Genomic DNA, 15,175 nt, shown 5'->3' on the forward strand with positions numbered 1-15,175 from the left:
CGAGCACCGCTGTGAGCATCCTCCGTCCGGTCCTGGAGTTCCTCGGCGCCATCGTCGGTGTTGATCCCGACGGCTGGCCGAAGGGAGACGAGGACGCGCTGCGCGAGTACGCCGATCGGTACGAAGCGATTGCGGCCGGACTGCGAGGCGAGGTCGGGACCAGGGCGCGACAGGCCGCGGGTTCGCTCGCCGTTGCTTGGAATGGCGAGGGTGGCCGGGCGATCGCCAATCAGATCGCGCTCTACGTGAGTCGCGAGGAGATGGGCGGAGTCGAAGCGGTCGCCAAGAGCGCCGAGAGCATGGCTCAGTACCTCCGCGACCAGGCGGACACGATCGCCCGCACCAAGCAGATGATCGTGGCGCAGGCGGTGATCGGTGCGCTGCTGTTCCTCGTTCCATCCGCGCGGATCGCCTCGCAGCTGGTCAAGAAGGCGCTGATCAAGCGATTCAGGGACTGGCTGGCGAAGAAGTCCGAGGAGGCCCTGCGGAAGGGCCTCATGCAGGCTGCGAAGAACGCCGTCAAGCTGCCGTCCGTGACCGTCAAGACCCTCCTGCCAGGGGCCGTCACGGGCGCCCTCGGCGCGGGGTTGTTCGGTCTCGGGCCCAACACCTACGCCCAGGCGTACGGCAGGCTCACGGGGCAGGACGGCCGGGGTGAGTTCGGCAAGGACGGCAAGTACGTCCATGGCGAGGGCTGGAACTGGGACGACACCGAGAAGTACGGCTTGATCACGGCTTGGGCCACACCGATCGCCGGGGTTGCGGGCCTTGGGGCCTCGGTCGTGGGGAAGGTCGCGGTCGACAGGTTCGGATCCACGGAGGGGGCGAACTGGCTCGGCCGCCGAGCCCGGGGCGCCGTGTCCATGGGGGTTGGCATGCCGGCGGCCGACAAGATCGTCACCGGTCACGACCCGAGCCTCGAGGACGTCGGGCGGGCCGCCCTGATGGGAGCGGCGATGCCCAGCCACCACCCGGCAAGGCCGGACGGCATGGATGGGATGGGGCCACATCCCGACGCCGAACCCGTCAGGTCCCACAGCACGATCGACGGATCCGGAGATCCACCGCTGGACCCGCCGCAACTGGCCGTCCAGCCGAGGGCCATGGCCGGTGAGGCCCCGGCCGGCCGGCCGACAGGGACTCCGGCGACGCCTGGCACCCAGGTGACCGCGCCGGGCATCATGCAACCAGGTGTGTCGGCGGTGGAAGGCCAAGGCGCCGCGGGCGCTCGAGTAGGCGGACGACCGGCTGACGCAGGTGCCGCGTCCCGTGCTCAGGGCAGGCCCCCGACAGCGGCCGATGGCAGTTCGGCGGCACCTCATAAGCCGGCCGCCGCCTCCGGCTCCGGCGACGGAGGCGGGCCGCCGGGCGGCCCTTCGGCCAGGGCCGAGGCGGGCGAAGCCAAGTCCGGAGCTGAGCAACGCCCTCCCGCGTCCGTCGGCGAAGGGCCCGCCGATACAGCCGGGAGCGGCACCGCCGAGCCCGATGGCAAGGCCGAGGTCGCGGGGCAGGATGAGGTCGTCCCGGTCAGGCAGGCACCCGTCGCTTCGGGCGTACGGGCAGAAGCGCCGCCGCCGGATGGGCCGACGCGGGTGTTTCCGCCGGAGCGGTCGCCGTTTGATCGGCCGCCGGGGGCGGTGCCGGAGCGGCGGGCAGAGCCGTTGCCGGAGGAACGGCCGCGGGTGTTTCCGCCGGAGCGTTCGGATCCTCCGCCGAAGGAGTGGCCGGAGTTTCCGGTGCCGCCTGCGCCGGAGCGTCCGCCGGTCAGCCCGGATGGCCCGGTGTCGCCGCCGGAGCGGTCGCCGTTCGATCGTCCGCCCTCGATCCACGACGCGGCCGGCCATGAGGTCCTCGTCGCGAAGACCAAGGATCCGATTTCCCTCCCGCTCACTGATGGGAAAGCCGTCGAGCTGGCGCGCGAGAACGAAGTCGTGCGTGACCGGGACACGGACGTGGCCATCGTCTATCGCGAGGTCAAGGACCAGAAGGGCGGTCGGCTCGCCGAGCCTCGCACCTTTGTCCGGGCCGCTGACGGCACCTGGACAGAGACAGCCACGCCGGTACGGTCGGCGACGTACGAAGCCTGGCTGGCAAGCGCGAATCGGGACCACGAGACCGCGAAGACGCTGTACGACATCGCTGCCCGCTCCGACTCAACCGTCCCCGTGCACCTGCGACTGGAGAACCTCGGCGTCGAGGCCCTGCGGGATCTGTTGCTGCACGGCACTCCCGAGGATGCGGTCGCGGCGATCTACGAAGTCGTGCGCCGCTACCCCGACGAAGGTGTCGCCCTGCGCTGGACCCAGCTCGCCGCCTCCAAGGCGCTCGCCGACGGCAACGTGGTCAACATGGCGGCCGGAGAAGGCAAGTCGTGGGTGTTCCTGGTCGCCGCCGCCCGGCAGGCCGTGCGAGACGGTGTTGACGCCGTACTGGTGGTCACCACGCGCAGGAACTTGGCCGACCGGGAGTCCAAACGCTACGAGCGCCTGCTCGAACCTTTCGGCTTCGACATCCACCGGATGGACCCGGACCAGATGCCGCCCACTCCGAGGGACGGACGGCCCACCATCTACGTCGGCACCCATCAGGACGTTGCCTTCAGCAAGCTCAAGACGGGATTGGTGCCAGGCCAGCGGGAATCCGGTGAGACGGCCATCGACGTCATCATCGACGAGGTCGATGAGGCGGTCGTCTACTCCGACACCACCTACATCATCAGTGAGGGGGCAGGACGGCTCGCACCGGAGAGGGTCGCCGCACCGGTTCGCGCGGCGGGAAGCTTCCTCGCCGAGAAGCTGGCGGACGGGCAGCTCACCGAAGCCGACTTCGGCCGGCAGCCAGGGCAGCTGGGCGGCCGGGCGGCGCTGACCGAGGCCGGTCAGCAGAAGGTGGAGAAGATCCTGGACCGGCCGCTGTCCGAGGCCGAACGCAGGAACCTCGACCTGGCAGCCGCCGCGCGTTGGGAGGTCATCAAGAACGTCCACTACGTCGTCACACGCGACGACAAGATCATCATCATCGATCAGGTGACCCACGACCTCCTCTACGACCCGGTGACCTCGACGGAGAGCCGGTGGAACGGAGGGTTGGCGCAGGCGGTCGAGGCCCACGAAGGACTGCCCATCCGTGACGATCCCACAACCAGCAAGCAGATCACCGCGCCCGAGCTCTACTCAGGGGGCCCCTTCAACCGGGTCACGGGCGGTTCCGGCACGGCGCTGGGCAAGGAAGAGCATTTCCGGCGGGCGGGGATGTCCGGCGAGGTCGCCGAGATTCCGCGTTATTACGAGTCACGTCTGATCGTGGAGCCAGACCACGTGACCCCTGACCTGGCCGCGAAGCTCGACGAGATAGCCGACGGCGTCCGCGACATGCAGGCGACAGGTACCAAACAGCCTCAGCTGATCATCGCCCACCGCAACGACCTGGTGGCCGAGCTGGCCGCGCGGCTCTACGAACGGGGAGTGCCGCACACCGCGATCGACGCGAAGTGGTTCGAGGCGCAGGGGTCCAACCGCGAGGCCGCGTTCAAGGCGGTCCTCGACAGCGCCGGAGGACTCGGCGACGTCCTCGTCATCAACCTGCAGGGCGCGCGCGGGGTCGACATCTCCGTCAGCGCCGAGGCGAAGGCCGCCGGCGGGATGCATGTCCGGAATACCGACCGCTCCTCGGTGTCCCGCGACATCGACGTCCAGAAAGAGAGCCGGGCCGCTCGCAGCGGCGACCCCGGCAGCGCGGGGTACTACATCTCACCCGACGACGCCGCCTTCCTGCTCTCACCCAACAAGGACGTCGAGCTCGCCGTCGTCAAGTACACCGACGCAGAAGCCGCCGACAACGCTCATCCGACCGCGGCGACCCGGTCGGCCTTGACCGACGCCGAGCAAGGGCTCCGCGATCTCGTCCCAGCCATCCAGGCCGACGCGGCCGAACGACAGACCGCGCACACGCACACCGTCGTGCCGCACCGGCAAGCGCCAGGCGCAGGCGGACACCGGCCGGACCCGGCACACGATGCGCCATCGCGACCGCAGGGCAGAGCTGACGGGCAGGCACCAGGCGGACGGCGGCCTGGTTCGGGGCGCAGGCACTGGCGGGGAGCACTCGATCTCTTCGGTGACAGGTGGATGCGCCCGGCCCGGCCGGGTGACGCACTGGCTGGGATGGTTCGTGGGGGCGACCATCCCCAGTCGCCCGCGCACAACGAGCCGTCCGAGCCGTCCGAGCCAAACCGGCCCAACGGGCCGAACGACAACAACGATCGGAACGACGTGTCCGCGGCGCGCGACGTCGCCGTGAACCCCGCGACAACCACGCCGACGGACGACGGCTCGGTCGATCCGGAGGCCCTGCAACGGTTGCTCGCGGCGCTGCCGGACGTACCCGGGCTCGACGGCACCCACGAGCAGCAGCTGACGGCGCTGCGAAGCTTCGCGGCCGGGTCGCTTGGCCGGCACGCGGCCGACACGCGCCTCGAGTCGATCGGCAGCGAATCGACGGGCGAGTTCGGGGCGTCGGTCCTCGGGGTTCGGGATGCGGACGGCGAGCTGGTCGCGGTCGTCAAGGTCCATCCAAGGCTTGACGAGTTCGCCGAGGGCCTGTCGGCGGCGAGCCTCGCGTCCGGCGAACCGGCCGGGCAACTCGGGTCGACGGAGGTTCTGGGGGCCGGCGTCGGATACGACGGCCGAACGCGGCTCGGTGTCCTGATCGGCTCAGTGGCGCCCGGCACCTCGATCGTCGACCTGAAACGGGCCGCCTGGACGGCGACCGACGCTAGGAAACGCGCGGCCGCGGTCAGCCGGTGGGCGCACCGCCAGCTGACCGACCCGGACTCCGCGATCCGCCGTGAGCTGCGCGGGCTCGGCGTCCGGCAGGTGACCGAACCGGCCCCGGACACGTTCCGGTTCCGGTTCACCGACGGCCGGTTCCAGGACGTGGTCGTGGCCGGCGGCTCGATGAACGGCCGGACACATCTGATCTCTCATCTCGAGCACGGGCGAACACCGGTCCTCACCCTGTCGCACGAGCTCCTGGAGATGGATCCCGAGGACGTCGAGGCGCCCGCCGTCCGAGCCCTACGCCAGGGACTTCGGGCCGCGTTGTCCGAGCAGGCGGACCTGGCCCAGTTCGTGGAGTACGTGCGGCAGTGGTGGTGGACCCGCAACCGCGCGCTGACCGATGCCGAGACAGCGGCGATCACCGCCCAGCTCCTGCGGGCCCGCCCCACTCCCCGGAACCAGGCCCTGCTGCTGGCGATCGCGCGGGACCGGGTGCGCGAGCTGCAGACCGAGATCGCCCGGGCCGGCGAACAGGGCGTCGAGGCGGCGATCGACGCCACCCAACGGCAGGCCCGGTTCGTCGCCCGGCTGCTGCACGGCCTCGACCCGGACGCACCGGCACCGGGCTTCCAGCAGGACATCGTCGAAGCGCTGGTTCCCCGCGACTCCGACGGCAACCCGCTTCGCTTCAGCAACGCCGACGTCTGGGGACCGGCGACCAACGGCGCCCTCCCCGGACGCGAACGCAACTGCCCGGCGGCGCGCGCCCACGTGTGGACCAGGTATGGCAGGCCGACCGCCGCGGCACCTCCGGCTCGACCCGACGGCGTGCCGTTCGCGGCAGCCGAGCTGGAGCAGGAGTTCGGCGGGCGGTTCCAGCAACTTGTCGAGGTGAGCGGGGGCACCCTTTCCAACGACGAGGGAGCCATCGCGCTGCGCCGGCTCGAGCAAGCACTCGAAGACTCCGGGCACGGCGCCACTGCCCTGCTCGCCCACTGGCCGCCGGGCGGCGGGCCCGGCCACGCCATCGTGGCTGAGTACAACGCCGGCGACACACCCGCCCAGCTTCGCGGTGTTTCCTACTTCGACTGGGAACGCGACGGCCGGCTGCGCGACCACGACGACGCCGGCCGGCCACGGCTGGCGCGCCCCGACCTCGCGGGTGTGGCGACGATCAGCGCGTTCGTCCTCGACGCGAACCAGGAAGCCGTGCCCGTCCGGGACGAGACCGGAACCATCCTCGGCCGGGGAGCCGGCAACCTGCTCCTGCCCACTCCTGTCTACGCATCCGACTCGGCGGCGCATCGCGCCTGGGTGCGGGACCTCGCCGCCCAGCTCGGCCAACCCGAGATCGACGACCTGCCGCTCGCCGGGCACGCGGACGACCTAACCGCTGCCACCCAGCAGGCGGGGGCTCTCGACGGCGTACCGATGTCACCGTTGCCGCTGATGCCGCAGGTGGCTGAGTACTTCACCGCCCGGTTCCGCGAACACGGAGCCGACGACCAACTGGTCGATTCCGAAGGCAACGCCGATCCGGCCCTGATCCAGCAACGGCTGCTCGCGGAGTACCGGCAGACGGCCTCCGGTGAGGGCGAGATCATCCGGATCGCCGGCCGGTACTACCGGATCGAGCTGGTCCTGTCGGATCCCAAGCGGGTCATCACCTCGACCACCCCGGTCGAGGGCGTCAGCGCCAGTTTCCCGCAGGTCGGCTTCATGCAGGATCTGGGGGCGATCCGCACAACGAGCTACCTGGTTGATGTCGACCTCCCCCTGGGAGCCGCCGGTGCCGGAACGGGCCTTCGACGGGCGACGCCGTACGTGGTGGTGACCACCGATGGCGTCCACAGCGGTCTCGCCGTGACGAACAACCGGGGTCTGGCGCATCCGACCGAGTATCTGGCCGGCTGGGTCATCTCGGAGGTCGACCCCACGACAGGTGAGCCGCGTGCCACCACGGAGATCTCCGTGGACGAAGCCGGAGACCCCGGCTCGCTGCTGGTCGCCGTGCCGGACTCGTACCAGGAAACGATCGATCCGGCCGACACCCGCCGTCTGGAGAAGGGGAAATAGCGGCTGACGCGTGAGCTGCCCCTGGGTATGCGCCTCGAGGTGCTCGGCCGCCGCGACCTCCTCACCGAAACGCTGGCGACGCTTCCAGATCAGTGGCGCGGCGATCCGGATGTCGTACGCCAGGTCTTCCAGGGCGTGAAAGAGCTGGCCGACCGTTTCCACGACGCGGTGCGGACCACCGGGCGGGCCGAGATGCCGGAGGGATACGTCTTCGATCTCGTCCGGGCCGGCGTCGTGGTGGGGACGGTCACCATCACGGCGGAGGTGACGCTCGAAGGGGCGAAGCTGCTGGGCGGACCCATGAAGCAGATCAAGGAGGACGTCGGGGTCGCTCAGCACGCCGTCACCGCGAGTGTGGGGCCGAGCCGGGCACAGCCGTTCAGGCTCAAGACCCCTTCCCTCCTTCCGGCTCTGCTTCGTAAGTGGGTGCCCGTCGATTTCACGTTGGGCGGGTCCTACACACGCGTTCTGAGTAAAGGATCCCTGCTCAGCATGGCCGCCCTCCGGGTGAAGGTCGACAAGGGGTGGCCGGGCGACGAGAGCGACACCAGCTTCAACCAGGCGTACGAGATCAGGGCGCGGTTCACCGTTTCGGTCACGAAGACCGGCAACGGCAACCAGCTGGATCGGCCCCGTCTCGTCGACAGCACGGCGAAGGTCGTCCTGCGTGAGATCGATGCCTACAGGTACGGCCTTCCGGTGCACAAGTCAGCCGTCGACGCGAACGGTGAGGTACGCGGAACGCCTGCGCGGATCGAGGAGAACCTCGCGTTTCCCGGCCACCTCGCGACCGGCATCGGCTTCGGGCTGGTGCGCAACTTCCGCCTCGACCTTCCAAAGGGCGACGAATGGCTGTCCGCCCAAGTCAGGCGCGCGCTCGGAACGGCGGTGCTCGCGGAGCTCGAGGGGACCGCATCGCTTCGCGAAGCCGCGCTCCAGCTCCTCGGGCACCATGCGCCACGGCAGAGCGGGCCGGGAAGCAGCCAGGACCAGTACGTCGAGAACCTGCTGAACGCGGAGCGGCAACTGGACGCCGACAGCCTGCGGCCGCGCTACGACGATCTCCTCCAGAACGGCGTCCGGTTCAGCTTCACGCGGTTCAACCCGAACTCCCCGCAGGGAAAGGAGGAGCTCAACCTCGAGCTCCGGTTGCGGCCCCGAATCGATGAGGTCGTCTTCCTGGGCTACTCGAAGGACACCGTGGCCGCCGAGCTCGACATCGACATGAGCGCCGTGGGATCCACGATCTCGGGGACCCACGCCTGGTCGCTGTCCGTCGCCGCCAAGCTCCTCGCGCTGTTCGGAGGAAAGTTCGAGGGAACCCGGAGCCTGTCCGCGGTCGCGGTCGCCGTCGAGCGCGCCAACCGCGTACGGTTGACTGAAACCAAAGCGGGCATGGAGTTCGCCGGCTGGAGGGTGCCTCACGAACTGACCATGGTCGTGACGGACTCCAAGCAGGCGGAGATCGCCAAGCTGGACTTCGAAGGCTCGGCGGAGTTGTGGGCACTCGCCGAGTTGACGCATCCGTCGCGGAAGACGAAGGAACTCGGTGCCGGGCGGACCGCCGGAGACGACGTTCCGGTTCCGCTCACCAGAGGCGTGACGCCGGCCAAGGTGATCGCGGAGAACGGCGAGGTCATCGGCCTCGACGCCACCAGGTTGCGGGAGGTCGCGCTGGCCATCGCGCCGTGGCTTCCGGCGGACGTGCTCAACGTCATCTCGTCGACCGACTTCGTCCGCTCGAACATCCGGACGATCGCCGGTCCAGGGCTGAGATTCGACGGTGAGACACACGGTCAGGCCGACCAGGAGCGACGCAAGCAGGTCTTCCGTCCACACACGCGATGGAACGTCACGGTCGGGGCCGAGCTCGGCCAGGCCACCTTGCGGGGTGTGCTCGACGGGGTGCTCGGGGCCGATATCAACCTACGGCTGCCCACGACCGAGACAGCCCGCAGTTCGGGTTCCAGCATCACGAAGGGCGGCAGCGGCGAGTACAAGATCTCCTACGAGCACACGGGTACGCGCACCAAGGGCACGTCGGAGAAGAGCGGCTCCACCAGGGGTCCGGAAGACATCAATCTCAACCTCGAAAGACGATTCCTGGTCGACATCGAGACCACCTGGCGAGTCCAGGCGACCCGGGTGACGCCGGCCAGGGGCGGCTTGGTGGGGGAGCTCGAAACCACTCGGGAAACGCCGGTGCCGGGCGGGAAGGTCTCGGTCCTCCTCCGCGAGTCGGAGGTCGTCGACCTGTACGGCCGGGGTGTCCTCAACCTGCCCGTCGCGGAGGTCGTACGTTCGCTGAACCGGTGGCGAGAGGGTGAGCTCGGCCTGGCCAGACCGGCTGCCACCCGAGCCGCGCTCAGGCTCGCCGAACAGCGGAGCTCGGAGGGCGGACAGCCCGATATCGCTGTCCTGCAAGCGGTTCTCGCGCAGTACGACGGCCGTCCGGGCCACCGGCAGGAGACCGAGCTCGCACCGGACCGGGCACACGACGTCGCCGCTGTCGTGCTCGAGCTCGAACGGTTGCTCGGCGAGCATGCCGCCGCCCGGCTTCCGGCCTCGTCGCTCGCGGACCGGTCTCGCGGCACCCCCGAGTGGATCAGGCGTGGCTACGGCATCGGAGCTGCGGGCGTCGAAGCGATCGAGCTCTACAACGCCGATGGCGAGCGCGTCAGCGGCGAAGAGGTGCTCGAGCAGGCCGTCGAGCAGGTCGTTCCGATGAGCATGCTGCTCAATGGCGAAGCCATGACGACCGTGCTCGGATACGGCGAACGTCTGCACTCGGTCGTCCGTAACGCCATCGGCACGGAGTATCCGCTGCTGGAGGCGGACGTACCACGAACGGGCCTACCGGGAGCCGATCACGTCAAGCTGACGTTGCAGGCCGAGATCGTGAGCCCTGACTCGCTGGCGCCCGGCGACTATCAACGGGTGGCACGACGGCTGCGGGAACTGGGGCTGCCGGCCGAGCCGGAGAATCTCGGCCCGATGCTCAACAACCTCTTCCGGCATCAGGCGTACAACTTCCGGGTCTCGGAGAACACGACGTCGTGGGGTCACTACAGAAACGACTCCCTGGGGCATCCGGCGCCCTTCCTGAGTGTGCTCGGTGTGAAGGGGGCGATGGCGACCAGCCGCGGCTACTCCACGAGTCACATCGCACCGGACACGCAGATCAACATCCAGGCGTTGTTCGCCTATGTCGTGGAACAGCTCAACCTCCCTGTCCGGTTGACGGTGCGGGCCTACGGTGACACTCAGACGCCGGTTGCCGAGCAGGTGCTCGTCGGAAACCTACGGATCCGCCAGCCAGGCGACTTCGAGCCTGTGCCGCAGGAACCCAAGCAGAACAAGAGCTATCAGCAGATCGCCGACCTGCCGCCCGACCACGTCGGATACGCTGTCGAAGACGGTGGCAGGCAGATCCGCCAAGCCGTCGCGAAGCTGCTGAGCGACCCCAGGCTGCTCGGCCGGAAGGACGTCGAGGAGCTGCGGGGCTTCGTGATCGACCGCGGGCCGCTCGCGCACGACGGTCTGCTGAACTCACTGCCCGCCTTGTTCAGCGCTGCCGGCGCCACCATGACCGTGCGGTCACCGAACCGGCCGGCGGCCCTGCAGATCGTCAAGCTGAGACTCGAGGGTGTCAACCCGATCGTCGTGCAGCGGGCGGAGCGGGTTCGGCTCGGCCAGATCCACCGCTGGGAGGAGAAGGACGGCACGAAGATCGGGGTTCGTACGCCGCTCCCGATCGAGATGACCGTGGAGGGCAAGGTGTTCGCCACGTTCAGGGCTGGGATGGGCGAGCAGTCGGAGCTCGAAGTCGGAACCTGGGACGGCTGGCGTAACGAGCTGGCCGGCGACACCGAGGCTCCGGGCGTCGTGGTCAAGCTCGACTACGCGGCGCACCTCGAGGCCGAAAGCCGCGTCAACGGACAGACCAGCGACCGGCTGCGGATGGAGAACGCGGCACACGGCAGCCTCTACGTGCTGGTCTACGAGAAGGACCTGCCGGCGTTCGAGGCGCGGTACGGCCGAGTCCAGCCGGGTGTGGCGCACACCGAGCTCACAGTCCGCGAGAACGATCCGGAACGTGAGTCGCGAGCACCGGAGCTGAGCCTCGAACACCTGCTGGACCAGGGCGGACAGCAGGCCGAGCACGTGTCGAACGCACTGCGACGTGAGCTGCCCGAGCTCGAGCCCAGGCCGCGGGTGTGGCGTGAGGTCGACCTGAGCCGGCCGTTCGGCGGCGACGTGCCCGTGGCGCCGCCGCTCGTGAAGCTCACCGCTGACCCGCTGCGCCAGGCGGTGAGCAAGCGGACAGCGGCTGCCGAACGCATCGGCGAGGGCGCTCGGGCGCTGGAGCAACGTGCGGACGAAGCTGCCGACGCGCTGGAACGCCAGGCCCGTCAGCTCGATCGGTTGGGTCCGGGCGACGCGGTGGGGCGGCAGGCCCTGCAGGCCTTGCGGGACAAAGCGGCGCGGGCCCGGCGTACGGCCGACGCGGCTGCCAGGGCCCGGGTACTGGCGGATGATCTCCAGGAGCGCGGCGAGGCCGTGCTGGAAGCCAGAGAACTGGTGCGGGCTGAGGAGGATCCGGCCCGCCGAGCCCGCCTGATCCTCGAGGCCGCCGTCGCCCGGCGGAAGACCGGCGGAGCGCCCGAGGCGGAGCGGCAGCGCGTCGAGCGGACACTGCTCTCTCCAGGGGACAAGCAGCGGCACCTCCGGTTCGCACACCTGCGCTGGCAGCGCTTCTTCCCAGGTGGTGTCCGGGACCTGCGCGCGGCGATGGCGGAGGCGAACGAGCTCGCCGAGAGCCTTGGCCTGCAGGCCGCCTGGGAGTGCCTGTGGGACGGCGAAGGCCTGATCGGGCGAGCCGAGTCGGAGGTGCAGTCCGCCGAGGCCGCGGTCAGGTCCGCCACCGAGGAGTTCGGCCAGGCAGCGCTGCCCGAACTGGCACTGGCGGAGCGGCGGCTGCGGCAAGCGCACCGTCGGCTGGAGGTTGCGCGGGCGCTGCTGGCCGAAACCCGGCAGGCTCGAGGCGAGCAGGCCCTGCTGCCCACCCCCGCCGAGTACGAGCCCGACCCGATCGAGATCGCTCGCGGTGTCACATTCCGGCTCGGAGCCGAGATCCTGCTCTCCGTCACCCAGCCGGACGGCAACCAGGACGTATATCGCGTCATTCCTGACACCAATGGCGTTGTGCGTGTGGACTCCGCAGGCGAAGCCAAGCAACTGGAGCAGGCCATCCGTGACCTGATCCACCAGGACGCTCCGGCCTTTCTCCGGGCGGGCCGGCTCCGACTCGACCTGCGAGAGCTCTACCGGAAGTCGCGAGCGACCGGACAGCCGTTCGCCCAGGTCGTCGCCGAGGCGCGCAATCGGCCGGCCGAACGAGCCGCCCTGGCAGGATCCGATGTCGACGGCTTGATCGACCTTGCGACGCGGCATGACGTCGATCCGGGAGTATTGCTGGGCTCGGATGCGGAGACCAGGCAAGCAGTGTGGGAGGCAGTTCCACCCGACTTCCCGCAGAGGTTGGCGGACGCCGGGTTCACCGACGCTCGTTCCTTCGAAGACATCGCCAGGCTGTTCGGCTTCGTGCCCAGGCACGTGACGGAGGCGAGCCGGCTGGCCGACCTGGAGACGTTCCGCCAGGTCCTCTTCGACGCCGGCCTCGTGGACTTCGATGCCGCCACCGCGGAGCTGCTGCGCAACCTGGCGGGTGAGCTGGCCCTGCGGCACGGCCTGTTCCGGCCCGAGCAGCGCCGGCGAGTTCTGGAGATCAGCCCTGCCTGGCTGGCCTCGGCGGTGGCGACGCGTCCGGCCCGAGTGGATCCCATCGAGACACAGCCACACCACGGGCCGGCCGTTTTCGCGGTGCCCCGGCAGCTCCGCGAGACGCTGCGGTGGATCGTCGAGCGTTACTACTACGGCACGCCGATCGGCCGGGCGTACCGCGGACCGGAGACCGTCGGCGCCCACGACCAGACACGGGTGCTCCAAGCCCTGGTGCGGTTTGGTGTTCCGTACGCGGCGCGCCTGGCGTCCGAGCTGCCCGGCTCGCGATTCGGCGGGGACCTGTCCGTGCAGGACTTCCCACGAATGGTGGGAGATCCGAACACTCCCAGCGCGGGCCAGCAGCGGTGGCTCGATGCCGAGGAGGCCTCGACTCGATGGGTTCCGCACGGTGCCGACGGCTTCTTCCAAGCGGTGTTCACGGCGCTGCGGAACGACGGGGTCGGCGTCGAGTCCGCCGAGCAGCTTCGGGCCGGCTTGGCGCGGGCGCTCTCGGCCGAGCTCCAGCAGGAGCCGGGCGACCGCGTGCTGTGGAAGCTGCTGCCAGACCTGCGCAACCTTGGGCTGACGCCGACAGGCGCCGTGGGCAAGATTGGTGACGAAGGCGCTGTCGGGAGTCCGCTCTACGCGCACCTGGCGAAGCTGATGGCGGAGCACTACGGACTTCGGATCACCGTGTGCGACGAGGCCGGCAACCTCGAGTCGTACGGCTCCAGCCGGCGTGCGGATGGCGCGGCGCCGGAGATCCGCTTGCTTCGGGTTGCCGGCAAGCATCACATGCCCGTCCTGGTCGGTGGGGCCGATGCCTGGGACGACTACGAGCCGGCTTCGTTCCCGGCCACCGAGCCGGCCGAGCCGGCTGCGGCGGTCGCGGCCGATCCGCCTTCCATACCAGAGCGGGCGGGTGCTCCCGCCCAGGAGCTGCCTCGCGAGCACCCAGGCGGTCGTGGCGGGAGGCTGGGCCTGGCCGCGGCGGCCATCCGCGAGTTCGCGCTGGCCTGGCGGTTCCCCTGGTCGTCTGCTGGAAGACACAGCCGGTCCTCAGCCACCGATGTGGTCGAGATAACCGAGAACGCCGAGGCCGGCTTGCTCGCCGATGCCCGCCCGGGTGAGCGGCTCACCGAAGCGGCCGTGCTGGAGGCGCTTGCCGGGTTGGCGCCGCTGTCTCCTGCCGCGCCGCCGTGGCTTGGCCGGCGGGAGTTGCGTGAGCTGGGTGTAGCGCCGGTGACCGGTGTGCCGGTTGTGGTGGACGGCGTGGCGGCGGTGGAGACCGACTCGGCAGGCCGGCAGCATTTCCGGGTGCTGGTGTCCGGGCAGCCGGACGGCCGGGTGGCCAAGGTCGATCTCCGAGCCGGAAGCCTGGGCGATCCGCACGTCGTCTGGGTCGCTCCGGGATTGGCTGACAGTGCTTTGGCCAGGCTGTGGATCGAGGCGATTCACCTGGCTGGGCAGAGACTCCAGACGGCCATACGGCAACCGCCGCCCCCGCCATCCGCGCCACCGGCGGCGTCTCCACCGCCGCCACCGCCTTCGGGCCCGGGGCCGGTGCCAGGTCAGGATGGGGGCCGGGCGCCGGAACGCAAGCCACCGCATGGCCCTCCGTAGTCCGCGCCATGGCAGGCGCGCCCGGCGAGAGCTCCGGCCCGGACCCGCCGGCCACGTCGGACGCTCTCCGCAAGGCCGTCGACGCGCACCAAGGGCTGGACCGGTTCGACGTGGAGCGGGACTCGCACATCTGAGACCGCTTGGAGGAGCTCCCGGACCATGACGGCTACGTGCTCGCGCTGCCCGAGCGCGCGGACGCGGACTACGCGTTGCTGTTCGTTCCCGGCCCGGTCGATGACGGGTTGCGGGCGGGCTGTGAGGACACCGGGATCAGCATCCTTTCCCGAGGGGAAGGGCTTCCGCCGGATCGTCCGCGTGACCGTGTCGGACCGCATCCCGGGCGGCGATCCGGTCGCCGGCCGGCCGAAGCGGGAGGTGTGGGTCGAGCGGATCGTGGCCCACGTGGCGGAGGTGGCCGATTCGGAGTCGGCCGGTGCCCGGGACACCGGCCGGCTGGGCCTCCTCCGCCGGATGGCCGGGTCCGCGCCCAACCTGCTGGCCCGTGGCTCCTGTCCGTTGGTCGCCGGTCTGCATGACCTGACGCACTCTGACCTGGCGCACGTGGCAGAAGAGCTCGACTATCTGCTGAACCAGCCGCCCACGCGGAGCTCGAACGGCAGGTTGGCCACCTGCTGGACGAGCTGGGCGTCGGCCGGCCGTTCGGATCCGCCGATCCCGACGTTCACACTTGTGCCGACCGCAGGTTCGGCCTGCTCGTCGAGGCGCTCGCGGCCCGGCATCCAGACGAGCCGAACCGGGCCGAGCAGACGTACCGGCCGCGGCTGGAACAGCTGCCCCCCAAAGGGCGCGGCCTGGCGTACGGCCTGGCCGGCCGAGCACCCGGAGTTCTACGCGGCGGTTGACCGGGATGCTGAGTGATCCTGCCTTCGTCGTGGCCGCGAACGCACCTCCTC

The 15,175-nt window shown here is 70.1% G+C and carries 4 protein-coding genes; all 4 read left to right on the forward strand.

Features of this window, described 5'->3' with window-relative positions:
* The first annotated feature begins 11 nt into the window (after positions 1 to 11).
* Positions 12 to 6,854 carry a WXG100-like domain-containing protein gene (locus ACYVF6_RS08605; RefSeq protein ID WP_460518229.1) on the forward strand — a complete coding sequence of 2,281 codons (6,843 nt, stop codon included), beginning with the start codon at positions 12 to 14 and terminating at the stop codon, positions 6,852 to 6,854.
* 27 nt (positions 6,855 to 6,881) lie between these two features.
* Positions 6,882 to 14,261, forward strand: coding sequence for a coiled-coil domain-containing protein (locus tag ACYVF6_RS08610; protein WP_460518232.1), 7,380 nt, complete (start codon positions 6,882 to 6,884; stop codon positions 14,259 to 14,261).
* Between the two features lie 8 nt (positions 14,262 to 14,269).
* Positions 14,270 to 14,395 carry a hypothetical protein gene (locus tag ACYVF6_RS08615; protein WP_460518235.1) on the forward strand — a complete coding sequence of 42 codons (126 nt, stop codon included), beginning with the start codon at positions 14,270 to 14,272 and terminating at the stop codon, positions 14,393 to 14,395.
* A gap of 181 nt (positions 14,396 to 14,576) precedes the next feature.
* Entirely contained in the window at positions 14,577 to 15,140 is a 564-nt protein-coding gene (locus ACYVF6_RS08620; protein WP_460518238.1) for a hypothetical protein, read from the forward strand.
* The last annotated feature ends 35 nt before the right edge of the window (positions 15,141 to 15,175 follow it).

The sequence above is a fragment of the Flindersiella endophytica genome (assembly GCF_054779015.1).

Coding starts and splice junctions, on each gene's coding strand:
- ACYVF6_RS08610 (WP_460518232.1), top strand. CDS start 6,882: ATGCGCCTCGAGGTGCTCGGCCGCCGCGACCTCCTCACCGAAACGCTG.
- ACYVF6_RS08615 (WP_460518235.1), top strand. CDS start 14,270: ATGGCAGGCGCGCCCGGCGAGAGCTCCGGCCCGGACCCGCCGGCCACG.